The organism is Gryllotalpicola reticulitermitis (assembly GCF_042651345.1).
In the GTDB taxonomy this organism is placed as follows: Bacteria; Actinomycetota; Actinomycetes; order Actinomycetales; family Microbacteriaceae; genus Gryllotalpicola; species Gryllotalpicola reticulitermitis.
Window position 1 is genome coordinate 1 of record NZ_JBHSCN010000005.1, and the last position, 24,493, is coordinate 24,493.

At 68.0% G+C, this 24,493-nt stretch carries 22 protein-coding genes and 1 rRNA gene; 16 read left to right on the forward strand and 7 right to left on the reverse strand.

All coding sequences use genetic code 11. The features are described 5' to 3' along the window. A 5S ribosomal RNA gene (gene rrf / locus ACFOYW_RS07175) occupies positions 1-95 on the forward strand; the annotation flags it as partial. Between the two features lie 66 nt (positions 96-161). Here rrf and ACFOYW_RS07180 read toward each other — a convergent pair. Next, positions 162-1,103 (reverse strand): sugar phosphate isomerase/epimerase family protein, encoded by a 942-nt coding sequence (locus ACFOYW_RS07180; RefSeq protein ID WP_390228148.1) that lies wholly within the window; start codon positions 1,101-1,103, stop codon positions 162-164. Positions 1,104-1,359: 256 nt separating this feature from the next. On the opposite strand from ACFOYW_RS07180, the gene ACFOYW_RS07185 reads away from it, so the two are divergent. The 10 genes from ACFOYW_RS07185 (at position 1,360) to ACFOYW_RS07230 (ending at position 12,481) form a co-directional block, all read left to right on the forward strand. Then, positions 1,360-2,709 (forward strand): ABC transporter substrate-binding protein, encoded by a 1,350-nt coding sequence (locus ACFOYW_RS07185; RefSeq protein WP_390228149.1) that lies wholly within the window; start codon positions 1,360-1,362, stop codon positions 2,707-2,709. After that, on the forward strand, positions 2,706-3,665 hold the full coding sequence (locus ACFOYW_RS07190; protein WP_390228150.1) for a carbohydrate ABC transporter permease: 960 nt from the start codon (positions 2,706-2,708) through the stop codon (positions 3,663-3,665). Before ACFOYW_RS07185 ends, ACFOYW_RS07190 begins: the two co-directional genes overlap by 4 nt. Beyond that, positions 3,662-4,552: a carbohydrate ABC transporter permease gene (locus ACFOYW_RS07195; protein ID WP_390228151.1), complete on the forward strand. Its 891-nt coding sequence runs from the start codon at positions 3,662-3,664 to the stop codon at positions 4,550-4,552. Before ACFOYW_RS07190 ends, ACFOYW_RS07195 begins: the two co-directional genes overlap by 4 nt. Before the next feature lie 47 nt (positions 4,553-4,599). Then, the gene (locus ACFOYW_RS07200; protein WP_390228153.1) at positions 4,600-5,256 is read left to right on the forward strand and encodes a TetR/AcrR family transcriptional regulator; all 657 of its coding nucleotides are present in this window, start codon (positions 4,600-4,602) and stop codon (positions 5,254-5,256) included. Between the two features lie 14 nt (positions 5,257-5,270). Then, a complete protein-coding gene (locus ACFOYW_RS07205; protein WP_390228154.1) occupies positions 5,271-5,972 on the forward strand; it encodes a TetR/AcrR family transcriptional regulator in 702 nt (233 codons plus the stop codon). A gap of 96 nt (positions 5,973-6,068) precedes the next feature. Then, on the forward strand, positions 6,069-7,793 hold the full coding sequence (locus tag ACFOYW_RS07210; protein ID WP_390228155.1) for a GMC oxidoreductase: 1,725 nt from the start codon (positions 6,069-6,071) through the stop codon (positions 7,791-7,793). Then, complete coding sequence (locus ACFOYW_RS07215) at positions 7,694-8,635, forward strand: sugar phosphate isomerase/epimerase family protein (protein ID WP_390228156.1); 942 nt, start codon at positions 7,694-7,696, stop codon at positions 8,633-8,635. The genes ACFOYW_RS07210 and ACFOYW_RS07215 overlap by 100 nt, the downstream gene beginning before the upstream one ends. Further along, entirely contained in the window at positions 8,625-9,875 is a 1,251-nt protein-coding gene (locus tag ACFOYW_RS07220) for an MFS transporter (RefSeq protein WP_390228158.1), read from the forward strand. Before ACFOYW_RS07215 ends, ACFOYW_RS07220 begins: the two co-directional genes overlap by 11 nt. Positions 9,876-9,926: 51 nt before the next feature. Next, positions 9,927-10,997 carry a lactonase family protein gene (locus tag ACFOYW_RS07225; RefSeq protein WP_390228159.1) on the forward strand — a complete coding sequence of 357 codons (1,071 nt, stop codon included), beginning with the start codon at positions 9,927-9,929 and terminating at the stop codon, positions 10,995-10,997. A gap of 5 nt (positions 10,998-11,002) precedes the next feature. Next, a complete protein-coding gene (locus ACFOYW_RS07230; RefSeq protein ID WP_390228160.1) occupies positions 11,003-12,481 on the forward strand; it encodes an FGGY-family carbohydrate kinase in 1,479 nt (492 codons plus the stop codon). Here ACFOYW_RS07230 and ACFOYW_RS07235 read toward each other — a convergent pair. Genes ACFOYW_RS07235 through ACFOYW_RS07245 form a run of 3 tightly spaced genes read right to left on the reverse strand, consistent with a single transcriptional unit; the run spans position 12,444 to position 15,325 of the window. Then, on the reverse strand, positions 12,444-13,088 hold the full coding sequence (locus tag ACFOYW_RS07235) for a YqaJ viral recombinase family protein (protein WP_390228161.1): 645 nt from the start codon (positions 13,086-13,088) through the stop codon (positions 12,444-12,446). The two genes, ACFOYW_RS07230 and ACFOYW_RS07235, sit on opposite strands and share 38 nt — an antisense overlap. Positions 13,089-13,095: 7 nt before the next feature. Then, a complete protein-coding gene (locus tag ACFOYW_RS07240) occupies positions 13,096-14,136 on the reverse strand; it encodes a Gfo/Idh/MocA family protein (protein ID WP_390228162.1) in 1,041 nt (346 codons plus the stop codon). Positions 14,137-14,167: 31 nt separating this feature from the next. Next, the gene (locus ACFOYW_RS07245) at positions 14,168-15,325 is read right to left on the reverse strand and encodes an ROK family transcriptional regulator (protein ID WP_390228163.1); all 1,158 of its coding nucleotides are present in this window, start codon (positions 15,323-15,325) and stop codon (positions 14,168-14,170) included. An 84-nt stretch (positions 15,326-15,409) separates the two neighbouring features. On the opposite strand from ACFOYW_RS07245, the gene ACFOYW_RS07250 reads away from it, so the two are divergent. The 4 genes from ACFOYW_RS07250 to ACFOYW_RS07265 are packed head-to-tail and all read left to right on the forward strand — an operon-like array spanning position 15,410 to position 19,415. After that, entirely contained in the window at positions 15,410-16,150 is a 741-nt protein-coding gene (locus ACFOYW_RS07250; RefSeq protein WP_390228164.1) for a sugar phosphate isomerase/epimerase family protein, read from the forward strand. Next, a complete protein-coding gene (locus ACFOYW_RS07255) occupies positions 16,147-17,310 on the forward strand; it encodes a Gfo/Idh/MocA family protein (RefSeq protein WP_390228166.1) in 1,164 nt (387 codons plus the stop codon). Before ACFOYW_RS07250 ends, ACFOYW_RS07255 begins: the two co-directional genes overlap by 4 nt. Then, positions 17,310-18,437 (forward strand): Gfo/Idh/MocA family protein, encoded by a 1,128-nt coding sequence (locus tag ACFOYW_RS07260; RefSeq protein ID WP_390228167.1) that lies wholly within the window; start codon positions 17,310-17,312, stop codon positions 18,435-18,437. The genes ACFOYW_RS07255 and ACFOYW_RS07260 overlap by 1 nt, the downstream gene beginning before the upstream one ends. After that, positions 18,438-19,415 (forward strand): TolB family protein, encoded by a 978-nt coding sequence (locus tag ACFOYW_RS07265; RefSeq protein ID WP_390228168.1) that lies wholly within the window; start codon positions 18,438-18,440, stop codon positions 19,413-19,415. 76 nt (positions 19,416-19,491) lie between these two features. Here the strand turns inward: ACFOYW_RS07265 and ACFOYW_RS07270 are convergent, their stop codons facing one another. Genes ACFOYW_RS07270 through ACFOYW_RS07280 form a run of 3 tightly spaced genes read right to left on the reverse strand, consistent with a single transcriptional unit; the run spans position 19,492 to position 23,467 of the window. Beyond that, the gene (locus ACFOYW_RS07270; protein ID WP_390228170.1) at positions 19,492-19,914 is read right to left on the reverse strand and encodes a GlcG/HbpS family heme-binding protein; all 423 of its coding nucleotides are present in this window, start codon (positions 19,912-19,914) and stop codon (positions 19,492-19,494) included. Then, positions 19,911-22,091: a malate synthase G gene (locus ACFOYW_RS07275; RefSeq protein ID WP_390228172.1), complete on the reverse strand. Its 2,181-nt coding sequence runs from the start codon at positions 22,089-22,091 to the stop codon at positions 19,911-19,913. The genes ACFOYW_RS07270 and ACFOYW_RS07275 overlap by 4 nt, the downstream gene beginning before the upstream one ends. Further along, complete coding sequence (locus ACFOYW_RS07280; RefSeq protein WP_390228173.1) at positions 22,088-23,467, reverse strand: FAD-binding oxidoreductase; 1,380 nt, start codon at positions 23,465-23,467, stop codon at positions 22,088-22,090. Before ACFOYW_RS07280 ends, ACFOYW_RS07275 begins: the two co-directional genes overlap by 4 nt. 138 nt (positions 23,468-23,605) lie before the next feature. On the opposite strand from ACFOYW_RS07280, the gene ACFOYW_RS07285 reads away from it, so the two are divergent. Then, on the forward strand, positions 23,606-24,364 hold the full coding sequence (locus ACFOYW_RS07285; protein WP_390228174.1) for an IclR family transcriptional regulator: 759 nt from the start codon (positions 23,606-23,608) through the stop codon (positions 24,362-24,364). Positions 24,365-24,493: the final 129 nt, after the last annotated feature.

Below are 24,493 nucleotides of genomic sequence, written 5' to 3' on the forward strand. Positions count from 1 at the left end.
AAACGCCCGGACACATTCCGAACCCGGAAGCTAAGACTCCCAGCGCCGATGGTACTGCAGGGGCGACCCTGTGGGAGAGTAGGACACCGCCGAACACCCCTTAGAAAGACCCCGTCGTACGCGACGGGGTCTTTCGTATTTAACGAGCTACTCCGAGAGGGCTACTCGACGTTGAGCCCGACCTCGTGAGCGATCGCGGTGAGGTACTCGAGGGCGGTCTTGTACTCCGCTTCGAAACCCTCGGTGGCGATGTCGTTGCCCTTGTAGATGCCGGGAACGTTCGCTTGCCCGCGGGAGACGCCGGGTACGTCCTCGAACTCGAGCGAGACCACGCCGTCGAAGCCGACGTCCTTGAGCGCCTGCAGAGTGTCCGTCCAGTCGATCTTGCCCATTCCCGGGCGCCAGTGCACGTTGGTTGCGCCGTCGTTGTCCGAGAAGTGGCAGTGGACGACGCGGGACCCCAGCCGGTAGATCACCATGTTGGGGAAGTCACCGATCGGGAACAGGTGGCTGGGATCGACGTTGACCCCGAGGGCCGGCGAGTCGACGGCCTCGAGCAGGCGGAGGAGCCCCTCCGTATTGCCGCCGTACCGGAACGGATGGGGCTCCAGGCTGTAGACCAGTCCGGCCTGCTCGGCGTAGTCGGCGCACTCCTTGAGGACCGCGACGTAGTCGTGCCAGTTCTGATCCCAGTCGAGGTCTTTGCTGAGCGGGAGGTTGAACGTCTGCGCCAGTGGGCGGTCGGTGATTCGCGGGTACGGCAGGTCGAACGGCATGTGAGTGACGGTGTTGACGATCGTGGCACCGAGCTCCCGACCCGTGTCGACGCCTTTCTTGAACATGTCGATCGCGGCCTGCCGTGCGCGTGGGTCCGGACTCGCCGCGGGCCCGTTGTTGACGACGAACTGCGAAATCTTCATCCCCTCGTCGTCGAGGGTCTGCTTCAGCAGTGCCACCGTGTCCGGTGTGTAGTACTCGTCGAAAGTCTCAGGACGCCAGGCGATGAGCTCCGTGGCACGGAAGCCGGCCTGGCCGATCCTTCGCACCGCCTTGTCGTACGGTGTGTCCCATTTCCACGGCCAAACTGATGCGCCAAACCTCATTGTCGTGCTCTCCTGACGTGCTTGTGAAACGGCTCATCTGCGAACCGTGACCGAATGCTAACAATTCAAATCGGGCTTGTAAACGTGATGAATTCGGGGCCGAAGACCGTGTTGCGCCGTTCATGACATTCACCTACCATGAGCGGAACGTGAATGAGTGACAACATTTCGCGAGGCCCAAACCTGAGGTGACGAAGCCGGGCCGGCGACGAGATGACTCACGAATCGTCCTCAATGATGAGACCAAGGAAGTGGCATGAACTCGCTCGAATCGTTCAAGCGCCGACCGATCGCACGTCGCGAATTTCTCGCTCTCGGCGGCGCCGCAGCACTACTCCCGCTTCTCGCCGCGTGTACTGGCGGCGGAAGCAACGCATCGACATCCACCGGCGGCGGCGACGGCTCGAAGGGGCCGATCACCTTCTGGGACGGGGTCGGGCCCGGCCAATTCAACGCCGAATCGAAAACCGTGACGGAGGCATACGCGCCGAAGAAGGGGTTGCCGAAGGCGAGCTACCAGGTGATCACCACCCCGAACACCTATGAGGGCCTGCAAGCGGCGATCGCCGCCGGCAACGGTCCGGCTGTCAGCGGCGGGTATGCATTCCAGGCCTTCCAGTTCGCCAACGAGGGCGCCATCGCATACGCCGACACGCTCGTCGCCAACCTCAAGAAGGCGGGCATCTACGACGACTACCCCGCAAGCGCATGGGCCCCCTTCAAGACGAGCAAGGGTTACGTGGCCGCGCCGTGGGGCTTCGACATCCGAGTGCCGTGGGTCAACCAGGCGCTCCTCAACAAGGCGGGTGTCGACGCGCTGCCGACCGACTGGGACTCCTGGCTGGCGGCCGCGAAGTCGCTGGCGAAGATCGGCGTGTACGGCTTCGGGACCGCGGCCAGTGCGTCGTCCGCCTACGGCGGCCACGCCATGGTGTCGCTCATGATCAACAACGGTGGGGGTCTCTACGACGAAAACGGCAAGCCGGACGCGACCTATTCGCGCAATGTCGAGGCCATGGACTTCGTCCGCGAACTGCACGCCGCGGGCGCCATCGACCCGGGGTCGGTCAGCTACACGGATCAGAACCTCTATGACAGCTTCAAGAACCGGAAGACCGCGATCGGATTCACGAACGCCACGCTGCCGGCGCTGACGTCGCTGCCGAAGGGCGAGCTCGTCATGCCCGACCCGATCAAGGGCCCGCATGGCGATGTCGGGACCCTGCAGTACCTGAAGAACTACATGATGTACACGCACACAACCAGCCAGGCCGGGTCTGAGGCGTTCATGCAGTACTGGCTGCAGGCGTTCATCGGCGCCAACGGGCTCTTCGCCAAGGGTGACACCGGCGCGCTGCCGATCCGCAAGTCGGTCATTGCACTGCCGCAGTACCAGTCCGACCCCAACACCAAGAAGGTCCTCGAGCAGTGGGAGCCGATCGCGAAGGGGTATTCGGCTCGCGGTACGACGCTGTTCGCCTCACTCGCGGCCGCAGACAACGGCACGGCAGTTCAGCAGTTCGCGCAGACGATGCTCGAGGGCAAGACCGACTCCAAGACCGCTCTCGCGACGTTGCAGAAGGGGCTGCTGGCGGTCTCGTCATGACGTCACAACAACTCACCTCGTTGGCACGTGCGTCGAAGGGGGTGGGGCTCGGCGGTCACCAGGGTGACGCCCCGCCCCGCCCCCGTCGGCGTCGCCGCCGTGGCCTCGTCACCCTCCTCGTGATGGTGCTGCCCTCGGTGGTTCTGCTGGTCGTGATCAACGGGTATCCGTTGGTGTTCGCGGCGATCCAGGCGCTCACTAACGGCAACCTCGTTCAAGTGGGCAAGTTCATCGGCCTGCAGAACTTCGTGGCGGCGGTCACTCTGCCAGGCTTCTGGCCCGCCGTGCGTTTCACGATCATCTTCACCATTGTCGGCGTCTTCGGCAGCTGGATCATCGGTTTGGGCTTAGCGCTGCTGACGAAGACGCGGGTGCACGCCCGCGGGGTCATCAGGACCCTGCTGCTGCTGCCGTGGATCGTTCCGATCGTCGTCTCCTCGACCTCGTGGAACTGGCTGGTCGCGACGTCGACGAGTCCGATCCCGTTGCTGCTCAAGAGCCTCGGCTTCGGGAACGTGCTGTTCCTCGCAGACCCGACTCTCGCGCAGATCACGGTTCTCGCGTTCAAGGTGTGGGTGAGTTTTCCGTTCATGCTGCTGATGATGGGCTCGGCGCTCGCCGGTGTCGACGAGAACGTGTACGAAGCCGCTCGCGTCGACGGAGCGAGCCGCAGCCAGACGTTCTTCCGCATCACGTTGCCGCTGATCGCCAGGCCGACCTATATCAGCTGGATCCTCATGGTGATCTTCTGTATCAACGACTTCCCCATCGTGTACCTGCTCACCGGTGGTGGCCCGATCGGGTCAACCAACACGCTGGTGGTCCTCGCCTATCAGGAGGTCTTCTCCAACTTCCAGACCGGCCCGGGCGTCGCGATCGCGTTCATCATGACCATCGTCGCGGTGATCGTGTCGCTGGTGCTCTTCCGGCAGATCAGAAAGGCGGACATCGAGTGACCGCAAGCAACGCCGCACTGGTGCGCGGGCGCACCGACGCGACCCCGAACGCCCGTCGCTCGCATCGAGTGGCGCGCGACGCGGGCGGCCCGACGTGGTATCACACGCTCATCGCGGCCGTGATCGCGCTGATCGTGATGGTGCCGATCCTCGCCACCGTGTACCTCTCCCTCACACCCCAGAGCCAGAGCGCCACGAAGTCCAAATTCACGGTCGAGAACTTCACCCATGTCTTCACGCAGACGCAGGTGGTCCTGTGGCTCACCAACAGCCTCATCGTCGTTCTCGCCACTGTCGTCGTCGCCGTGGCGGTGGCGGCGCCGGCGGGCTACGTGCTCTCGCGAGGGCGCAGCAGGGCGGTCTCGTCCTATTCGCTGATCCTGTTCGTCGCCCAGTCGCTGCCGATCATCGTGTCGGTCGTGCCGCTGTTCGTGCTGTTCGCGCGACTGCACCTCACCGACAGTCTGGCCGGCGTGACGATCGTCTATATCGCGGGGTCGATGGCTGTCGCCACCTGGATGATGGCCGCATACTTCGACTCGATACCGGTCGCGTTGGAAGAGGCGGCGTGGATGGACGGCGCGTCGATGTTCGGCGGGTTCCTCAGAATCGTCTTGCGCAACTCGCTGCCGGGAGTGCTGTCGACGGCGATCTTCGCCTTCCTCGTGGCATGGAACGACTATCTGGTCGCATCAGTGTTCCTGCACAACTACGCCAACTACACGCTGCCGGTCGGCCTGGAGACGTTTTTCGCTGCCAACAACACGTCGTGGGGTTACGTTATGGCGGTATCGGTTGTGATGATGCTGCCGCCGATCATCATCTTCGCCGTGCTGAACAGGTATTTCTCGGTCGGGGGGATCGGGGGCTCGCTCGCGGGCCGGTAATCGCCCATCGGCTCACGACCGGCCGGACGGCGAAGAGAGGGGCTGCGATGGCAGATGCGCAGGCAGGACGTGTCCGGGGACCGTACCGGAACGGAATCAAGCGTCGGCAGGACATCATCGCGTCGGCCGCGAAGGTGTTCGGCGAATACGGGTATGCCGGCGGGTCGTTGCGGCAGGTGGCCAAGCGCGTGGGCGTCACACCCGCGGCGCTGACGCGCCACTTCCCTGACAAGGAGAGCCTGCTCGTCGCAGTGCTGCAGTATTGGGATTCCGAGAACGACCGGCTGATGCCGCGCGACTTGCACGGAATCGCGAGAGTCAAGCAGATGCCCGAGAGCGCGCGCCACCACACCCACGACCGCGGTCTGGTCGAGATGTTCCTGACGATCTCGGCCGAGGCGTCGAATCCTGTTCACCCGCTGCACGACTTCGTACAGCGGCGATACGACCGCGTGCTCAGCGCGATGATCGTCGAGCTCACTTGGGCGCGCGACGCCGGCGAGGTCTTGCCGACGCTCACCGACGAGCACATCGTGCGCGACGTGAAGGCGGCATACGCGCTGATGGACGGCATTCAGCTGCAGTGGCTGCTCAACCCTGACTGGGACCTCGTCTCGGCCTTTCGCGCAGCGCTCGGCCATTTCATCGAGGTGTGGACCGGCGCACCGGTCACGTGGGACGACGCTAAGGTGGTGGAGTTTTAGCGGAAAGGTCGAGCATGTCCGAGGGTTCTGCAGCGGGGGTCGCAGATATCGCGGCCCATAAGACGCGCGGCCCGTACCGCAACGGCATCAAGCGGCGGCGCGAGATCATCCTCGCGGCATCGAAGGTGTTCGGTCAGTACGGCTACGCCGGGGGGTCTCTGCGGCAGATCGCACTCGACGTCGGAGTGACGCCGGCTGCGCTCACGCGCCACTTCGAGAACAAGGAGGGGCTGCTCATCGCGGTGCTCGAGCACTGGGACGTTGAGAACGACCGAGTGATGCCCGCCGACGTGCGCGGGCTCACGCGGTTCATGCTGCTGCCGTACAACGCATACCAGCACACGCTCGACCGCGGTCTGATCGAGATGTTCCTCACCATCGCCGCTGAGTCCTCGAACCCGAACCACCCACTGCATCAGTTCGTGAAGCGGCGCTATGACCGCCTCATGGTGCGCGCGCTCGGCGAACTGCACTACGCGCAGGAGCACGGCGAGATCCTGCCGATGGACGACGAGCAGATGATGCGCGAGGTCCGCGCCGTCTACGCCTTGATGGACGGTCTGCAGCTGCAGTGGCTCCTCAACCCCGACATCGATCTGCTCCGGATCCTGCAGGACGCGCTCGGTCACTTCATCCAGCGGTGGACGGGGAAGCCTGTCGTCTGGGCCGATCCGAGGATCATCGCGAAGTCCGTGGAGGCGGAGCGGGCCGACTGATTCTGCGTCTTCGGACGCTTCTCGGATGCCTCGCGAAATGTTATTGCGCGTGGACTTTTACGCTCCTATAGTCGCAGGTGACGAAGGAGTTGCCACATGCCGAGCGAGCCGCAGACCGCTGACCACGCCGTACCGGAAGCGTTCGACAGCAGCGCAGACGTCATCGTCATCGGTGCGGGCCCGACCGGATGCACCTACGCTCGCACGATCATCGACGAGGCCCCCGATGCGCGCGTTCTGCTCGTCGAGGCAGGCCCGGCGGCCACAGTGCCCCCCGGTCTTCACGTCGCGAACATCGAGAGCAGCTCGCACCGGACGGCAGTGCAGATCGCCTTCCAGGGTCCGTTCCCGCACGCGTATCCGAAGCTTTCGCACGATGAGGTGGCCCGCGCTGATCACGAGACGCTGAACGCGACGCTCACCAAGCGGCCCGGTCTGTGGAGCCTGGCGGAACCGTCGGGGCCGAGCGACTTCCCGGCCGCGCAGGCGTCGTCCGGCGTCGGCGGGATGGGCTCCCACTGGTTCGGCGCCTGCCCACGGCCGGCCGGCAGTGAACGCATCGACCTGATTGCGCGCGAGGTGCTCGATGACGCCTATGACGAGGCCGAACGGATGCTGCGGGTGGGCAATGACCGCTTCACCGATCGGCGGATGGCCGAACGCATCCGTTCGCGTATCTCTCGTGTCGTGGACGACGGCCGCGAGCCGTCCCGTCGCGTCCAGCAGATGCCGATGGCGCTCGTGGCGACGCCGACCGGGGTGCACCGCTCCGGGCCCGATGTCATCCTGGGCGACGCCGTCGATCGGGGCCTCGAGGTGCGGGCTGACACGCTCGCGCGGCGCATATTGATGGAGGGCGGCCGCGCCGTCGGCGTGGTCCTCGAAGACCGGCTCACCGGCCGCATGACGAGCGTCTCCGCGCGACACGTCGTCGTCGCAGCCAACAGCGTGCACACGCCCCAGTTGCTGTTTGCATCCGGAATCCGACCGGCGGCGCTCGGCCGGCACCTCAACGAGCATCCGCAGGTCTCGCTGATGGCGGTTCTTGAGGATGGTGACGCCCTCGGCGACGTGAGCGACGCCGCCGGCACAGCGGATGGCGAAAGCGGCACCACGGGAGTGATGTCCGACCCGTCGGCCATGGCGATCGCATCGAGCGGCGTCACGTGGATTCCGTTCGACGGTGACCGCTTTCCCTTCCACTCGCAGGTCAGCCATGTGGACCCGACGACGCTCGGCTTGAGCGACGCCGAGGTCGCCACACTCGGACCGGTGATCTCGCTGGCCTTCTTCCTGCCGCAGGAGCTCGACCCCGAGAACCGGGTCTGGTTCAGCGAGACGGAGACGGACTGGCGGGGGATGCCTGCGCCGCGGTTCCGTTATCGCCTCTCCGTGGGCGACCGGCGGGTCATCGCGCGCGCGAAGGAGACCCTCAAGGACATCGCCAACTCGCTGGGGCGCCCACTCAAGGCGGAGGAACCGCGCGAGCTCCCCGCCGGGTCATCGCTGCACTACCAGGGCACCGTGCGCATGGGGGCGACCGACGACGGCGCATCGGTGTGTGATCCGGGCAGCAGGGTGTGGGGCACAGAGAACGTGCGTGTGGCCGGAAACGGGGTGATCCCCACCTCGACGGCGTGCAACCCGACGCTCACGAGCGTGGCGCTCGCCATCATCGGCGCGCGAGCGATTGCAGACGAGCTCAGACATAAGGAGAAGACATGCGTTTCGGAGCATCCGTTTGGCCGTGGAAATGGGATGGCCCCTACGACGGAGCGATCGCGCGCATCGGCGACGCGGGCTTCCGTGCAACCGAGCTGATCGCGTGGGACGACGACTCGCTCGTCAACTACTACACGCCGCAGACCGTCAAGGAACTGCGCGGCATCCTCGATGACAAGGGCATGACGCTCTCGCAGTTCGTGGTGAAGACGCCGCGTCTCGCGAGCCCAGACCCGGCGGAGCGCGCTGCGTCGGTCGACATGTTCAAGCAGGGCGTGGACAAGGGGATAGAACTCGGCGCGAGCATCATCAACACGGTGGTGCACTTCCCGTTCGCCCTGGAAATGCCGCGCATCACCGACCGTCCGCATGTGCAGCTGTTCACCGTCGATGTGCCGTCGGGCCTCGATTGGGATCAGAACTGGCTCGACTACATCGACGGGCTGCGGAAGTGCGCCGCCTACGCAGAGTCGGCAGGCGTCAGGTACAGCCTCGAGCCGCATCCGTTCCGGTACGGCTCGACCGCCGAGGGGCTGCTGCGGATCCTCGACGCGGTCGACTCGCCGGTGCTCGGGATCAATCTGGACCCCAGCCACATGTTCCCGTCGGGCGACATCCCCCACGTCGCGGTGCAACGACTCGGCAAGCGGATCATCCACTGCCACTTCTCGGACAATGACGGCGAGACCAACGTGCACTGGCGTCCCGGCAAGGGGAAAATCGACTGGGAGAAGGTGCTGCAGGGCCTCAAGGACGCGGACTTCACGGGCGTCGTGTCGCTCGAGTTCGAGGACATCCCCGGCGTCTCACGCGGTGTGCGCGACGTTCCCGGCGTGTACAAGGGCAATGCGGTCGCCACCGAGGAGTTCGTCGAGGAGTACCGGGAGGCGCTTGGCTACCTCACGGGACTGGCCGAGAAAGTCGGCCTCGTTGTCGAGTGACGCCCCTGCGCGCCCGCGGCGCGCATCGTCGCTCCCTATCATCTGGAACTCGCGCCTCTACCGCTCGTCCGTCATCTCCCTGTTCATCTCGGGGATCGCCGTGTCGTCGGCGCAACCGCAGCTCGCGCTGTTCTTCGTCAACGACCTCAAAGCACCGCTGTCAGTCGCAGGGTTGTATTACCTGACGAACATCGCGTCGCCGATCATCGGATTCCTGATCGGCCGGTACTCCGACCGCATCTCCGATCGCTTGAGGCTGTTCCGCATCGGGGCGTGCGTCGGGGCGGTCGGCTGGGTGTTGATGGCCGCGTCGACTCAGATCTGGATGCCGTTCGTCATCAGCGTCGCCGCGCTCGGTGTCGCGAGCGCGGCAGGAGCGCAGGTCTACGCCGCGGCCAGGGATGAGTTGACGCGCAACCCGACGTCGTCGGCGACGTTCGTGATCTCGACGATCCGGATGTCGTTCACCGCGGGCTGGATCGTCGGGCCGGTCGTCGGCAGCTGGCTCGGCGGCGTGATCGGACTGCGCGGGCTGTTGCTGGTGGTCGCTGGGCTCACCCTCGGACAGATCGTGCCGTTGATCGGGGTGCGCTCGCAGCGTCTCACCGAGGATGACGAGCTTGAGCAGCCCACGCGGCACATCCGCCGCGAGCTGCGCGAGATGGCGCCGCTCTTCACGTTCTCCGTGCTGTGCATGCTCGCGCTGAGCGGCGATACCCTCAAGTTCGCGTTCCTTCCCCTCTATATGCAGAACGAACTGCATACGGCGCCGGCACTTCGCGGTGCGGTCATCGCCACGCAGCCCGTGTTCGAGCTGCTGCTCATCCCCGTCGCGAGCCTGTTCGCGAGGCGGTTCAACGCGATGCCGGTGATGGCCGTCGGCGCCGCCTTCGGCGCGATCGCGCATCTCTGCTATGCGCTGAGCACGAACGTGGCGCAGTTGTTCCTCGGTCAGTTCCTGATGTCGCTGTTGTGGGCGTGCATCGCCGGCCTCGGCGTCAACGTCGCCCAGGAGCTGTACCCGAAGGGCGCCGGCGTCGCGACGTCGACGTTCCTCAGCACAACCGTGTTCTCGTCCACGCTCGGTGGGCTCATCGGTTCGATCGGCGTCGTGCCGCTCGGGCTTCCGCACGTGTTCTTCGTGCCTGCGATCATCTCGGCGGCCGCGTTCTGCGGCCTCGTCGGCCTGAGCGTCGTCATGCGACGTGCGCAGCTGCTCCGTCAGATGAATTCAGTTTGAGACTTTTCGCCTCTCCTCATCTCGTACCACCACTGAAAGGAACAAACGGCAATGGCATCCTCCTCACTCCTCATCGGGACCTATACCGACAAGCTGGCCCATGTGGACGGCAAGGCAGACGGCATACTGCGGGCTTCATATAGCGAGGGCGGGGTCGGTGATGCGGTCGTCGCTGCAAAGATCACGAATCCGTCGTGGCTGTGCGTGACCGCCGACGGTACGAACGTCTACGCCGTCATCGAGACGGTGGAATTCGACGGGGCTCCCGGTGGGGGCGCCGCGGCCTATGCCCGCGACCCGCGTACCGGAGAGCTGACGGTCTTGAACGAGGTGCCGTCCGACGGGGTCGAGCCCGCGCACATCGCCCTCGATCCGAGCGAGAAGTTCGTGCTCGTCGGCAACTACCGGACCGGGTCGGTCTCGGTGTTCGCTCGCGAGGCGGACGGCAGCCTCGGCGCGCGCGTCGACCACGTGCAGCACGAGGGCTCGAGCGTTCACGAGGTCCGCCAGACCGGGCCGCACGCGCATCAGATCCTGTTCGACCCGAAGACCGGCCTCGCGCTCGTACCCGACCTCGGTCTCGACGCGGTGCTGTTCTACGAGTTCAGCGCGGACGGCAAGCTCAGCGAGCTCAGCGAGCTGCGCTTCTCGACGGCCCCGGGTGCCGGCCCGCGCCACCTCGCGTTCCACCCGAACGGCGAGTACCTCTTCCTCATCACCGAGCTCGACAACACCATGATCGTGCTGAAGCGCGACGGTGACGGATTCGTGCAGAATCAGATCGTGTCGACCTTGCCCGCCGACTTCACCGGCCACAACCAGACCTCGGAGGTGCGTGTGTCGCATTCGGGCCGGTTCGTGTTCGGTTCCAATCGCGGTCACGACAGCATCGCGATGTTCCGCTTCGACGAGGCGGCGGGCACGATTGAGCTCGTCCACGTCGAGCCGAGCCTGGGGGAGGAGCCGCGCGACTTCATCCAGTCCCCCGACGGCGCGTACCTGCTGGTCGCGAACCAGAACAGCGACAACATCGTGACGTTCGCGATTGACGAGGATGCGGCGAATCTGACCCACGTCGGGACATCGGATGCTGCGACGCCGGTGTGCGTCGTCTTCGTGTGAGCACCGTGTCGACCGACGCCGTGCTCTCGCTCGACATCTCGTCGAGCGGGGTGCGGGCGCGGCTCCATGACCGCGACATGGTGACGCTCGCCGAGCGGGCCGTCGACCTTGCAACCTTCGCCGACGCGACCGGCAGGTCGGCACACCGCTTCGCCGAGATTCAGGAGGCGGTGCGCGCGGTCGTGCGAGGCGTGTCGGGTACCGGAGCGACGATACGTGCTGTCGCCGCGTCGGGGACGGCGAGCAGCTTCGCTTGGGCGCGGCGAGCGGGCAGCGAGATATCGGATGTCTCGGACGTGCTGCTGTGGTCGGACTCACGCGCGCTCGTCGCCTGGCCACACGTCGCGGAGGCGGCCCGCGTGGCGTTCGAGCGCACGCTGTGCCCGCCGGATGCGAGTTACTGGCCGGCGAAGCTGCTGTGGGCTCGCGGGGAGTTCGGGCTCGGCGCCGACGCGGTGTTCGCCGGCGGCAAGGACTTCGTCTTCGAATGGCTGACCGGCCGGTTCTGGACCGACCCGATGTCGGGCGCCTCCACCGGCGTGTTCGACAGTGCGCGCTGGGAGTGGGATGCTCCGCTGCTCGGAGCCGCCGGGGCCAGGCCGGAGCAGCTGCCCGAGGTGCACGACTCGTACGCCACGGCGCCGCTGCGCACCGAGGTCGCCGAGACCCTCGGTCTGCCGGCCGGCATCCCCGTCGCCACCGGAGGCATGGACGGCCCGCTCACCCAGATCGGCGCCTGCGGGTTCGACGCGGGCATCGCGTCGTGCACGATCGGGACGAGCATCGCGTACCGGGCGAACTCAGCGCAGCGTGCCGTCGATCCTGACGCCCGGGTCTGGTGCTATCCGATCGATCGGTCCCACTGGGTCGTCGGCGGCGCGGGCAATAACGGTGGGAACGTGCTCACGTGGATTCGCGATCGCCTCGGCGGCGAGGCATCCGTCGGCGAGCTCGTCGCTGCGGCCTTCGACGTTGCGCCCGACGACGGGCTTTTCTTCGTGCCCTACCTGAGCGGCGAACGGGCACCGTTGTGGCGCCCGGAGTTGCGCGGCGGATTCATCGGGCTCGCGTCTCATCACGGCCTGCCGGACCTTACGCGTGCGGCGGTCGAAGGTATCGCGGCCGCGCTGATCGAACTGGCCGGCACCGTTCGGTCCGCGGCCGGCGAGCAGACCGCCGTGCGATTCACCGGCGGGTTCATTCAGCAGCCGCGGTGGGTGCAGATCATGACCGACGCGCTGGCAGCGGACACGGGAGTCCCCGTACCGGACTCGGCGACCTCGACCGGTGCCGCGATCATCGCGTGGGCGGCCGCCGACGGGCGTCCGGTCGACAGCGTGTTCACTCCGAATGTCGCGGAGACGTGGCGCCCGGATTCTGCGTCCGCGGTGCGACTGGCAGCCCGTGCATCACGGCTACGGCAGCTTCGCGACCTTCTCTGGCCGGTCAGCGCGGGCGAGACGCGAGGGTCTGAATCGCAGTGACGAGCTGCCCGGCGAGCCCGATGAGCACCTCGATCGCGTCATCGTCGCGGTCGACCCAGCGGCATTCGGGCTCGCCGACGGGCACGAACTCCTCGTGTTGTTCCCAGACAAACAGGGTGCGTTCTGCGCCGAGCACGTACTGCTGCCACCAGATCTGGCGCAGGTAGTGGCGCGGGATCGAGCGCCACGGCTTGTTCGTCGTCTTGATCTCGGCGAGCACCAGTGCGCCGGCGTCCGTCACGGTCAGCCCGTCCGGCGTCGCGAGGTGGCGCGGGTCGCGCTCGGCGCGGAACAGCAGCGATGACGGCGCGATGCCGTGCTGCTGCTCGACCCAGGTGGCGATCTCGGGCTCGCGCTGCTTTCCGTGATCGGTGTACGCGTTCCCGCTGAAGCGGCTGCCGAACCACTTCTCTCGCGCGGCCGCGTCGATCGAACGCGGCGTGGACAGCTTGGCGACATCGGTGGCGGTGATGCCCCGGCTGCGCGCGCGAAGCCACGCCACCCGGTCGCTGGAGTCGGCGACCACCCTCTCGAGATGGCTTGGCCGCTCGGGGTGACCGGGGAGTGACGGCTGCTCGTCGAAGAGCGGGAGCAGCGTGTCGGTCATAGCGGGGCTATTCTTCCAGCCCGTACGTGTAGCCGAGGCGCCGACGCGCCTCATCGATGATGCGCAGCGCCGCGATTGCGTCCGAGAAGGGGTGCAGCGGTGCGTCGGTCAGCCCGTCGCGCACGTACCGCGCGACGGCCGCCGCTTCGAATGCCATGCCGTCGCGGCCCTCGATGCCCGGAATGCCCGGGTACGTCTCGGGCTCGCCGCCCTCCGGGGTGAATGTCAGGCCGGATGGCGCCCAGAACGGCGTCGCGATCTCGATCCGACCCTTGGTGCCCGAGATCGACGCCGTCCATGGGGTGCGCGCCTCGACGCCGACGTGCAGGAGAGCGTGCGCGCCGGCATCCGCTTCGAGAATCAGTGAGACCTGGGCATCGGAACCCGTCGGGGAGAGCGACCCCGCGACATGGAACCGCGGGTCATTGTTGAGAGCCGGCAGTGCGAACTGCGCGAACGAGATCGGGTACACCCCGAGGTCGAGCAGAGACCCGCCGGCTTTCGCGGGGTCGTACATCCGGCTCTCGGGGTCGAAGGCCGCGTGCACACCGAAGTCGGCGGTGACGAGCTTGACGTCGCCCAGCGCGCCGGACTCGAGCAGTTGACGTGCCACGTCCATGTGGGGCAGGAAGCGGGTCCACATCGCCTCCATCGCGAAGACGCCGGCCTCGTGCGCGGCATCGGCGATGCGCTGAGCGGAGGCCGCGGTCGTGCCGGCCGGCTTCTCAACCAGCACGTGCTTGCCCGCCTTGATGGCGCGGACGGCGATCTCCTCATGGGCGTTGTGAGTCGAGGCGATGTACACGATCTCGACATCAGGGCTGTCGAGCAGCTGGCCGTAGTCGTCGTGGACGTCGCGGACGTGGAACTCGCGGGCAAAGGTGTCCGCTCGCTCGCGCGAACGGGACGCGACACCCACGATCTGCTGCGTCGAGTGGTCGCGCAGCGCTTGCGCGAAACTGTGCGCGATGCCGCCCGGGGCGACGACGCCCCAGCGCAGCACGGGCGCATCGCGCGGGTCAGGGAAGCGGGGAGTAGGAAGGGACATCAGCGGCCTCTCAGTCATCTCGTCATCACCATCATCGCTGCTCCGGCTCGTCCAGCACACGCTGGATCACCATGATCGCGGCGCCGAGCACTCCGCCCGTGCTGCCGGCCGCTGCGTGCACGATGCTCAAGTGCTGCGTGGCGAGGGGTGCCGACTGGCCGTAGACCACCTCGCGGACCCCAGCGAGAAGGTGCTCGCCGGCTCGGGCCACGCTGCCCCCGATGATGACGACAGAAGGATTCAGCAGATTGACGACGGTCGCAAGGACCTCGCCGAGGTCACGGCCGGCCTGACGGATGCCCTGCACGGCGACCGGATCGCCGCGCAACCCCGCGGCGAGGACATCGCGGCTCGTCACAGCCGGGGTGCCGTGCTCGGTCATCCACCGTGCGATCGCGGGGCCGCTCGCGAGCGCCTCGAGGTCGGCGTCGACGTCGCCGTGCTGAGGGGTCTGGCGCGTGAACGGCACGCGCACGTGGCCGAGATCGCCGGCCGACCCCTGCGCGCCGCGCTGCAGGCGGCCGCCCGCGATGATGCCGGCGCCGATGCCCGTCGACACTTTCACGAAGACGACGTCCGTTTCCGTGCCCCAGCTGACCGCGTGCTCGCCGAGGGCGAGGATGTTCACGTCGTTGTCGACGAGGACGGGCACGTCGAAGTGGCGACGGATGTAGGCGGGCACGTCGAAGCGGTTCCACCCGGGCATGATCGGCGGATTCGTGGGCAGCCCGCTCGAATGCTCGACCGGGCCCGGCAACCCGACACCGACGCCGACGAGTTCATCGCGCACGCGCCCGCTGGCCTTGAGCACGCGCTTCGCCGCGGCGATGGCCCAGTCGAGGACCGGTTGGGGTCCTTCCGCGATCGCGAGCTCGCGGGATTCGGTGTGGAGGATGCTGCCGGCGAGGTCGGTGATCGCGACCACGCCATGGGTCGCGCCCAGGTCGATCGCGAGTACCACGCGCGCCGCCGGGTTGAAGGCGAGCAATGCGGGCGGTCGGCCGCCGGTCGAGAACTCGTCGCCGGCCGGCGCCACGAGGCCGGCGGCGATGAGCCCGTCGAGGCGCGCCGACACCGTCGACCGTGCGAGACCGGTGAGCTCGGCGAGCTGGGCACGCGTGCGGGCGGGGCCGGTGCGAAGCATCCGTAACAATCCGCGCTCGTCGGGCGGCACGAGCGGATCTGACACTCCGCAATTGAATCACACGCGAAAGTTGGCGACTATTAGTCGACTTTTGCTTGATCGGCGACGGAAGTCTGTTTGAATGGCGGCATGACCGAGTCACTCCTCTCTGTGCAGCTGTACACCGTGCGCGAGGCGCTCCAGGAAGACCTTCCTGGTACGCTCGCCCGTCTGGCCGAACTGGGGCTCACCCAGGTCGAGGCGTTCAACATCGTCGGCCTCGAAGGGCTCGGCGACGCACTGACCGCCGCGGGTCTCACGAGCCCGACAGCGCACCAGCGCTTCGTGGCGGAGGAGCAGGAGCCGATCTTCGAGAAGGCCCAGGCCCTCGGCGTCCGTACCCTCATCGACCCGCACATCGACGACTCGCGCTGGCAGACCGCCGACGGCGTCAAGCGGATCGCCGATGATCTCGCTGCCGCCGCCGACCGCGCGAAGGCGTTCGGCCTCGCGATCGGCTACCACAACCACGCGTTCGAGTTCGAGACCAAGATCGAGGGACGCCCCGCCTACGACTTGTTCGCCGAGATCGTGCCCGCGTCGGTGTTCCTCGAGCTCGACACCTACTGGGCTGCCGTCGGCGGCAGCGACCCGGTCGAGCTGTTGGGCAGGCTCGGCGACAAGGTGGTCGCGCTGCACGTCAAGGACGGCCCCGGAACCCACGAGAACAAGGACCAGGTCGCGGTCGGCTCCGGCTCGCTGCCGATCCGCGCGATCATCGAAGCCGCGCCCGAGGCGCTGCGCGTCATCGAGCTCGACGATTCGCGCGACGACCGGTTCCAGGCCGTCGCCGACAGCGTCGCCTTCCTCACGAAGGAGGGGCTCGCGTGACCGACGCCGCGACCGATGCCGTGACGAGCACGGGCCCCGTCGGTGTCGGCGTGATCGGCGCGGGCAACATCAGCACGCAGTACCTGACGAACCTCACCTCGTTCCCCGACGTCGACGTGCGGTTCATCGCCGACATCGATCTCGACCGCGCCGAGTTCCAGGCTCAGGCGTTCGGCGTGCCGGGCTTCGGCACGGTCGAGCAACTGCTCGCCGACCCGAAGATCGAGATCGTCGTGAACCTGACGATCCCGAAGGCGCACGCCGAGGTGGCGCACCAGGTGATCGCTGCCGGCAAGCACGTGTGGACCGAGAAGCCCATCGCGCTCGACCGCGAGAGCGGGCGCGCTCTGCTCGCGGCGGCGCAGGCCGCGGGGCTGCGCGTCGCGACCGCTCCCGACACCTTCCTCGGCGCGGGCATCCAGACCGCCCGTCGGCTCATCGAATCCGGCGCCATCGGCCGGGCTCAGAGCGCGCTCACGCTCATGCAGCAGCCCGGCCCTGAGTCGTGGCACCCGAACCCCGACTTCCTGTTCCAGGAGGGCGCCGGCCCGCTGTTCGACGTCGGCCCGTACTACGTGACCACCCTGATCCAGCTGTTCGGCCCGGTGAAGCGCGTCACCGCGGTGGCGTCGAAGTCGAAGCCGGTGCGCACGATCGGGTCCGGCCCGCGAGCGGGCGAGACGTTCGAGGTGACGGTTCCGACGCACGTCAGCGCCGTGTTCGAGTTCGAGGGCGGCCAGACGTCGCAGAGCATCTTCAGCTTCGACTCGCAGATCCGCCGCACCCTGTTCGAGGTCACCGGCGTCGACGGCGCACTCGAGATGGTCGATCCGAACATGTTCGTCGGCGACCTCGTGCTGCACACGCCGAACGGCACCCGCGAGGGCGCGAGCGAGACGATCACGACGAGCGGCGAGAAGGCCGCGCGCGGCACCGGTGTCGTCGAGCTGGCGCGCGCGATCCGCGCCGGCGTGCCCGAGCGTGCCTCGGGCGAGCAGGCGTTCCATGCCCTCGACGTGATGGTCTCGACGATCGAAGCCGCCGAGCGCGGGGGATGGGTGGAGGTCGAGAGCACCTTCGTGCCGACGCCTGCGCTTCCCGAGGACTGGTCGCCCGCCGAGGCGACTCTCGGGAAGAGCCCGGCAGAGAAGACGGCCTAATGGGCCGCGGCCGCTCGCGCGCCGTGAACACGGAAGCGGCCGACTCGCCCGCGCGGCCGAAGCGGCTCGGCGTCGGCATCGTCGGCGGCGGATTCATGGCGACCGTGCACTCCCGCGCGGCGAGAGCCGCGCGTGCCCGGCTGGTCGGCGTCGCCGGGTCGTCGCCCGAGCGCAGCGTGGCAGCCGCGGTCGAGCTCGGCACCGATCGCGCGTACGACTCCATCGACGAGCTCATCGCCGACCCGGCCGTCGATGTCGTGCACGTCACGACTCCGAACGCGTTGCACGCATCGCAGGCGCTCGCTGCGCTCGCCGCGGGGAAGCACGTGGTGTGCGAGAAGCCGTTGGCGACGACCGTCGAGGATGCGGAGCGACTGGTCGACGCATCCGTCGGCCGTGTCGCGACCGTCCCGTTCGTGTACCGCTTCCACCCGCTCGTGCGCGACGCACGCGCGCGGGTGGCGGGCGGCGAGACGGGCCGGGTTCTGACGGTGCAGGGCTCCTACCTGCAGGACTGGCTGCTGTCGGCCGACGACGACAACTGGCGCGTCGATCCGGCCGCCGGCGGCCGCTCCCGCGCGTTCGCCGACATCGGCTCCCATCTCGTCGACCTGGTCGAGTTCGTGACGGGCGACCGTGTCGCGCGAGTGGCCGCGTCGAAGCGGACATTCCTCGCCGCGCGTGCGCAGCACGACCGGATCGAGACGGAGGACGCGGTGTCGGTCGCCCTCGAGACGGAAGGCGGTGCGATCGGGACCGTGCTCGTCTCGCAGCTCGCGCCGGGCCGGAAGAACCGGCTGCACGTCGAGATCGCGGGGGCACAGGAATCCCTCGCGTTCGATCAGGAACAGCCCGAGACGCTGTGGGTCGGCCGCCGCTCGGGCTCACTGCTCGTGCCGCGCGACGCCGACCAGCTCGCGCCCGATGCGGCGCGACTCGTGATGACGCCCGCCGGTCATCCGCAGGGCTATCAGGACGCGTTCAACGCGTTCGTCGCGGACACCTACGCCGCGATCGCTGGCGGCTCGCCCGATGGGCTGCCACGCTTCGAGGACGGGCTGCGCGCGGTGCGCGTGACAGAGGCCGTGATCGCCGCGGCCGAGAGCGGAAGTTGGAAGGACATTTAGATGGCACGCGATTTTCTGCCGGGCCAATCGGCGACGCTGTGGGTTCATGACCTCGACACGGATGCCTCGCACCCGGTGCTCACTTCGGCCGAGCTGCTCTTCGAGGCGCCGAACTGGACGCCCGACGGCGCACTGCTCGTGATCAACGGGGGCGGGCGGCTCTTCACCTTTCCGGCCGACGCCACGCCGGAGACGGCGGTGCTCAGCGAAGTCGACCTCGGCGGCATTCCCGAGATCAACAACGACCACGTCGTCGCGCCGGACGGCGCGAGCGTCTACGTGTCGGCGGCAGACGGCCACCTCTACCAGGTGCCGCTGCGGGGCGGCGAAGTCCGACGGGTCTCGCACGACCGCGGCAACTTCCATCACTACCTGCACGGCATCTCAGCCGACGGGCGCGTGCTGTCGTACATCGGACTCTCGTGGGAGGGCCAGCAGCGCTTCACGAACGTGTACCTGCTGCCGCTCGGCGGCGGCGGCGGTGGTGACAGTGACGGTGCTGCTGACGGCGATGGCGATGGCGTTGGCACTAGTGATGGCGCTAGTGGTGGCGCTGCCGATGACGTGCAGCTCACCGACGACGCGTTCCAGGACGACGGAGCAGAGTTCGGGCTCGGGCCGGACGGCGGCGAGTGGGTGTACTTCAACTCGGAGCGCGCAGGCGGTGCGCCGGGTCATACGCAGCTGTTCCGGATGCGCCCGGACGGAGCATCCGTCACCCAGCTGACCGACGACGAGCGGGTCAACTGGTTCCCGCACCCCTCACCGGATGGGCAGCAGCTCGTGTATGTGAGTTACCCCACCGGCATCGAGGGGCACCCCGAGAACATCTCTGATGTGCGCATTCGGTTGACGACGCCCGAGGGCGGCACGGGTCGCGAGATCGCGACCGTGTTCGGCGGCCAGGGAGCGATGAACGTGGCAAGCTGGGCTCCGGATTCGCGCCGCTTCGCCTACGTCTCGTACTCGGAGGTCTGAGCCGAACGGCACACTTCGTGACGAAGGGCACACCGTTCTCAGGAAACGGTGTGCCCTTCGGCGTTGGTGCTGCCGCTCAGTCGACCGGGTCCGCGCCCACCACGGCCAGCACTGCGCGCGCGACCTCCGCGTCCTGGTCGGGTGCGCCGCCCGCAATGCCGAGGCCGCCGAGCAGCTTCCCGTCGAACCGCAGCGGAACGCCGCCCTTGATGTTGGTGAGCAGGCCGCCGGTGCCGCTGGGCAGTGCGCTCGCCAGCTCGCCCTGCATCCAGCCGGTCGGGCGGCGGGTCGACGCGGCGGTCTGCGCCTTGCGGCGGCTGGTCTCGACGCTGTGCGGGGTGATGCCGTCGGCGCGGACGTACGCGACGAGCGCGAGCGCGGGATCGACGATCGTCACCGCGACGGGAAGTCCCGCCTTGGCGCCCTCGTCGATCGCCACCGTGGCGATGTGCAGCGCCAGCTCGTGGCTGATCGAGACCGTGTCGATGGACTGCTTCATGACTGGATTCCGTTCTGTGCGGCCTTCGCCTCGCGGCGACGGCGGTGCAGGATGAACTCGGTGTAGCCGTTCGGCTGCGCCGTGCCGTCGAACACGAGATCGCAGGCGGCCTGGAAGGCGATGCTCGCGTCGGGGTCGGTCGCCATCGGGCGGTAGAGCGGGTCGCCCGCGTTCTGTTCGTCGACGACCGCGGCCATACGGGCGAGGGATGCCCGCAGCTCGGCCTCGGTGACGACGCCGTGCCGCAGCCAGTTGGCGAGCAGCTGGCTCGAGATGCGCAGCGTGGCGCGGTCCTCCATCAGCGCGACGTCGTGGATGTCCGGAACCTTCGAGCATCCGATGCCCTGGTCGATCCAGCGCACGACGTAGCCGAGCAGGGACTGCACGTTGTTGTCGACCTCTTCGCGTCGTGCGGCGTCGTCCCACTGGGCCGGGTCGCCGAGCGGCACGGTGAGCAGCTCGTCGAGGGTGCCGCGGCGAGTTCCCGCGAGCTCCTGCTGACGAGCGCGCACGTCGACCTCGAGATAGTGCAGCGAGTGCAGGGTCGCCGCGGTCGGCGACGGCACCCAGGCCGTCGTCGCGCCCGCACGCGGGTGCCCGATCTTCTGCGTCAGCATGTCGGCCATCAGGTCGGGCGCGGCCCACATGCCCTTGCCGATCTGGGCGTGCCCGGGCAGGCCGACCTCGAGGCCGATGTCGACGTTCTGGTCCTCGTAGGCGAGCATCCACGGCTGGGCGCGCAGTTCGGCCTTGCGGACGATGGGGCCGGCTTCCATCGACGTGTGGATCTCGTCGCCGGAGCGGTCGAGGAAGCCCGTGTTGATGAACACCAGCCGGTCTGGGCTCTGCGCGATCGCCGCCTTGAGGTTCACCGAGGTGCGGCGCTCCTCGTCCATGAGGCCGAGCTTGAGCGTCTTTGCGGGCAGCCCGAGCAGCTGCTCGACCCGCTCGAAGATGCTCACGGTGAAGGCGACCTCCGCCGGCCCGTGCTGCTTGGGCTTCACGATGTAGATCGAGCCGAAGCGCCCGTTGCGCAGCGGGTTCTGCGGGTCGCGGCCGGGGAGCGCGCACAGTGCGGTCACGATCGCGTCGAGGATGCCTTCGCCGATCTCGTTGCCGTCGGCGTCGAGCACGGCGTCGGTCATCATGTGGTGACCGACGTTGCGGACGAACAGCAGGGAACGGCCCGGCAGCGTCAGGGCCGTGCCGTCGGGGGCGGTGAAGTCGCGGTCCTCGGCCAGGCGGCGCGTGACGGTGCGGCCGCCCTTCTGGAAGCTCTCGACGAGGTCGCCGCGGTTGAGGCCGAGCCAGTTGCGGTAGGCCGCGACCTTGTCGGCCGCATCGACCACGGCCACCGAGTCCTCGAAGTCGATGATGGTGGTGAGCGCCGCCTCGGCCTGCACGTCGCTCATGCCGGCGCGATCGTCGGCGGCGACCGGAGAGCCCGCGTCGAAGCGCAGCTCCCAGTGGATGCCGTTGCGGCGCAGCAGGACCGACTCGGGGTGGGTCGTCTCGCCGCGGAATCCGACGAAGGCGCCGGGGTCGCGCAGCTGCGTCGGGCCGCCGGCCGTCGCGACGACGAGGGTGCCCTCGTGCACCGCGTACCCCGTCGCCGCGGCGTGGCTGCCGGATTCGAGCGGGAAGAACTGGTCGAGCAGGGTGCGCACGTGCGCGATCACCTGGTTGCCGCGGTCGCGGTCGTAACCGCCGCCGCGCGCCGCTCCGGGCAGGGCATCCGTACCGTAGAAGGCGTCGTACAGCGAACCCCAGCGCGCGTTCGCCGCGTTCAGCGAGTAGCGCGCGTTCGTGATCGGCACCACTAGCTGCGGGCCGGCGAGCTCGGCGATCTCCGGGTCGACGTCGGTCGTCGTGACCGTGACGTTCTCGGGCTCGGGAACCACGTATCCGAGCTCATCGAGGTGCGCGCGGTACGCCGCAGCGTCCCAGGTCTCGCCCTGATGCGCGCGATTCCAGTCATCGAGCTCGGACTGCAGCCGGTCGCGTTCGGCGAGCAGCTCGCGACCCCGGGGCATGAGGTCGGTGAGGATGCTCTCCGCTCCGGCCCAGAAGGTCGCGGCGTCGATGCCTGTCGCCGCAAGCGCCTCATCGGTGACGAAGTCGTAGAGCTCGCGGTCGACCTGCAGGCCGCCGGTTCGCACGCGCTCGTGTTCGGTCATTCGTGGACCTCCTTGAAGATCGTTCCGGGGTTGAAGATGTTGTCGGGATCGAACGCCGACTTGATGCGCTGGCCGAGCTCGAGGGCGTCCGCGCCGATCTGGCGCTCGAGCCACGGCCGCTTGAGCCTTCCGACGCCGTGTTCGCCCGTGATGGTGCCGCCGAGCTCGATGGCGAGGGTCATGACCTCGCCGTACGCCCTGATGGCGCGGGCCTCCTCCGCCGCATCGGCGGGGTCGAAGACGATGAGCGGATGCGTGTTGCCGTCGCCCGCGTGCGCGAGGAGCGGGATCGCCACCTGGTTGCGCGCGGCGATGTCTTCGATGCCGTGCACGAGCTGCGCGAATTTCGGGATCTCGACGCCGACGTCCTCGAGGAGGATCCGGCCGTTCACCTCGACCGCCGGAATCGCCGAGCGGCGTGCGTTCTCGAGCTCTGCGCCGCGCTCGGCCGCGGTCTCGTCGGCCGAGATCGGGTGGTGCCTGCGCAAGGCCTCCAGCATGAACGCGATCTCGCGTCCCTCGGGGTCCTGTTCGTCGCTCGCGGCGAGCACGAACGCGGCGGCCTCGCGATTGAGCCCCAGCCCGAGCATGTCCTCGACGGCATTCGTCGCCGCCCGGTCCATGTACTCGAGCATGCTCGGGCGGATCGTGCAGGCGATCTCGGCGATCGCCTCGGCCGCGTCCTCCGTCGAGCGGAACCACGCGATGATCGTGCGGTGCGGCGGCGGTGCGGGCAGCAGGCGCAGGGTGATCTCGGTGACGATGCCGAGGGTGCCCTCGCTGCCGACGAAGAGCTTGACGAGATCGAGGCCTGCGACGTCTTTGATGAGCGGGCCGCCGAGCCGCACGACGCGACCGTCGGCCAAGACGACCTCAAGGCCGAGCACATAGTCGACGGTGACGCCGTACTTCACGCAGCACAGGCCGCCGGCGTTGGTCGCGATGTTGCCGCCGATCGAGCAGATCGCGAACGAGGCCGGGTCGGGCGGGTACCAGAGGCCGTGTTCGGCGACGATCGCCTTCAACTCGGCGTTGAGCAGGCCGGGCTGGACGACCACGGTGCGGGTGCGCTCGTCGACCGCGACGTCGCGCATGAGCTCGGTCGAGATCACCAGTGCGTCGCTGCGGCCGCTGGCGCCGCCGGAAAGGCCGGTGCCGGCGCCGCGGGGAATCACGGGGACGTGGTGCTTCGCTGCCCACCGGACGGCAGTCTGGACCTCGGCCGTCGAGCGTGCCCGAACCACCGCGCGCGGCGCCTGCGCGCTGGGGTCATGTGCGCGGTCCGTGCGATAAGCCGCGAGGCTGGTTGGATCGGTCACCACCGCCCCGGGCGGCAGCACGTCTTCGAGTTCGCGGATCAGCGCGCCTGCTGTCACTGCTCCTCCTCGAGCCCTAGCAATTTCCGCATGATGGAACTACATTTCCGAATACAAAGAGACTACGTGGCCCGTGGCGCGCGGTCAATGGAGCGGCGCGTCCCGCCAAGAGCGGCGTCGATGGAACGATGGGGTCCTATGGAAGAGCAGTCAGGCGTTCAGTCCGTCGTACGGGCGTTCCGGCTGCTCGAGATGTTGGCGGAATCCCAGGCCGGGCTGTCGCTCAACGAGCTGAGCGCGGGCGTCGGGCTGCCCGTCGCGACGAGCCACCGCCTGCTCAAGACGATGGCCACGCTCGGCTATGTGCGGCATCTGCCGTCGCGACGCTACGGGCTCGGCCTGCGAATGATGCGGCTCGGGCAGGACGCAGACCTGCAACTCGGCCCGATCGCGCGACCGCACCTGCAGAAGATCGTTGAGGCCGTTGGCGAGACCGCGAACCTTGCGATGCTCGACGGCGATCGCATCGTCTATGTCGCACAGGTGCCCTCCCCGCACGCGATGCGGATGTTCACCGAGGTCGGCCACCGCACGTATACGCACTCGACGGGGGTCGGGAAGGCGATCCTGTCGACGCTCGACGAGGCATCCGTACGCCGCATCGTCGTGCGCGCCGGCATGCCGCGCGACACGGCGACCACGATCGGCGACCTCGACGAGCTCGAGCACGACCTTGAGGTGACCCGGGACCGTGGCTACGCGCTCGACGACGGGGAGCACGAGCTGGGCGTGCGGTGCTACGCGGTACCGCTGCGCGGGCTTCCCGTCCCGACCGCGGTCTCGGTCTCCGGCCCGAGCGTACGACTCACCGAGGCGCTCGGCGAGGCTGCCGTGCCGCTGCTGCAGCGCACGGCTGCCGCGCTCGCCGCGGATCTGACGGGCGAAGGCGCCGCGTGACCCGCGATGCATAGCGCGAGGTGCGTCGGCGTCGGCGTCGGCGTCGGCGTGAGCATCAGCATCAGCATCAGCATCAGCGTTGGCGTCGGCATCGGCCCGGCGCGAGTAGCATCCTGCATGCTGCGGATC

What these genes read in the sequence shown, in the direction of transcription:
- ACFOYW_RS07215 (WP_390228156.1), top strand. Translation starts at nt 7,694, where the DNA reads ATGCGTTTCGGAGCATCCGTTTGGCCGTGGAAATGGGATGGCCCCTAC.
- ACFOYW_RS07205 (WP_390228154.1), top strand. Translation starts at nt 5,271, where the DNA reads ATGTCCGAGGGTTCTGCAGCGGGGGTCGCAGATATCGCGGCCCATAAG.
- ACFOYW_RS07265 (WP_390228168.1), top strand. Translation starts at nt 18,438, where the DNA reads ATGGCACGCGATTTTCTGCCGGGCCAATCGGCGACGCTGTGGGTTCAT.
- ACFOYW_RS07275 (WP_390228172.1), bottom strand. Translation starts at nt 22,091, where the DNA reads ATGACCGAACACGAGCGCGTGCGAACCGGCGGCCTGCAGGTCGACCGC.
- ACFOYW_RS07180 (WP_390228148.1), bottom strand. Translation starts at nt 1,103, where the DNA reads ATGAGGTTTGGCGCATCAGTTTGGCCGTGGAAATGGGACACACCGTAC.
- ACFOYW_RS07210 (WP_390228155.1), top strand. Translation starts at nt 6,069, where the DNA reads ATGCCGAGCGAGCCGCAGACCGCTGACCACGCCGTACCGGAAGCGTTC.
- ACFOYW_RS07270 (WP_390228170.1), bottom strand. Translation starts at nt 19,914, where the DNA reads ATGAAGCAGTCCATCGACACGGTCTCGATCAGCCACGAGCTGGCGCTG.
- ACFOYW_RS07200 (WP_390228153.1), top strand. Translation starts at nt 4,600, where the DNA reads ATGGCAGATGCGCAGGCAGGACGTGTCCGGGGACCGTACCGGAACGGA.
- ACFOYW_RS07225 (WP_390228159.1), top strand. Translation starts at nt 9,927, where the DNA reads ATGGCATCCTCCTCACTCCTCATCGGGACCTATACCGACAAGCTGGCC.
- ACFOYW_RS07250 (WP_390228164.1), top strand. Translation starts at nt 15,410, where the DNA reads ATGACCGAGTCACTCCTCTCTGTGCAGCTGTACACCGTGCGCGAGGCG.
- ACFOYW_RS07285 (WP_390228174.1), top strand. Translation starts at nt 23,606, where the DNA reads ATGGAAGAGCAGTCAGGCGTTCAGTCCGTCGTACGGGCGTTCCGGCTG.
- ACFOYW_RS07190 (WP_390228150.1), top strand. Translation starts at nt 2,706, where the DNA reads ATGACGTCACAACAACTCACCTCGTTGGCACGTGCGTCGAAGGGGGTG.
- ACFOYW_RS07240 (WP_390228162.1), bottom strand. Translation starts at nt 14,136, where the DNA reads ATGTCCCTTCCTACTCCCCGCTTCCCTGACCCGCGCGATGCGCCCGTG.
- ACFOYW_RS07185 (WP_390228149.1), top strand. Translation starts at nt 1,360, where the DNA reads ATGAACTCGCTCGAATCGTTCAAGCGCCGACCGATCGCACGTCGCGAA.
- ACFOYW_RS07260 (WP_390228167.1), top strand. Translation starts at nt 17,310, where the DNA reads ATGGGCCGCGGCCGCTCGCGCGCCGTGAACACGGAAGCGGCCGACTCG.
- ACFOYW_RS07235 (WP_390228161.1), bottom strand. Translation starts at nt 13,088, where the DNA reads ATGACCGACACGCTGCTCCCGCTCTTCGACGAGCAGCCGTCACTCCCC.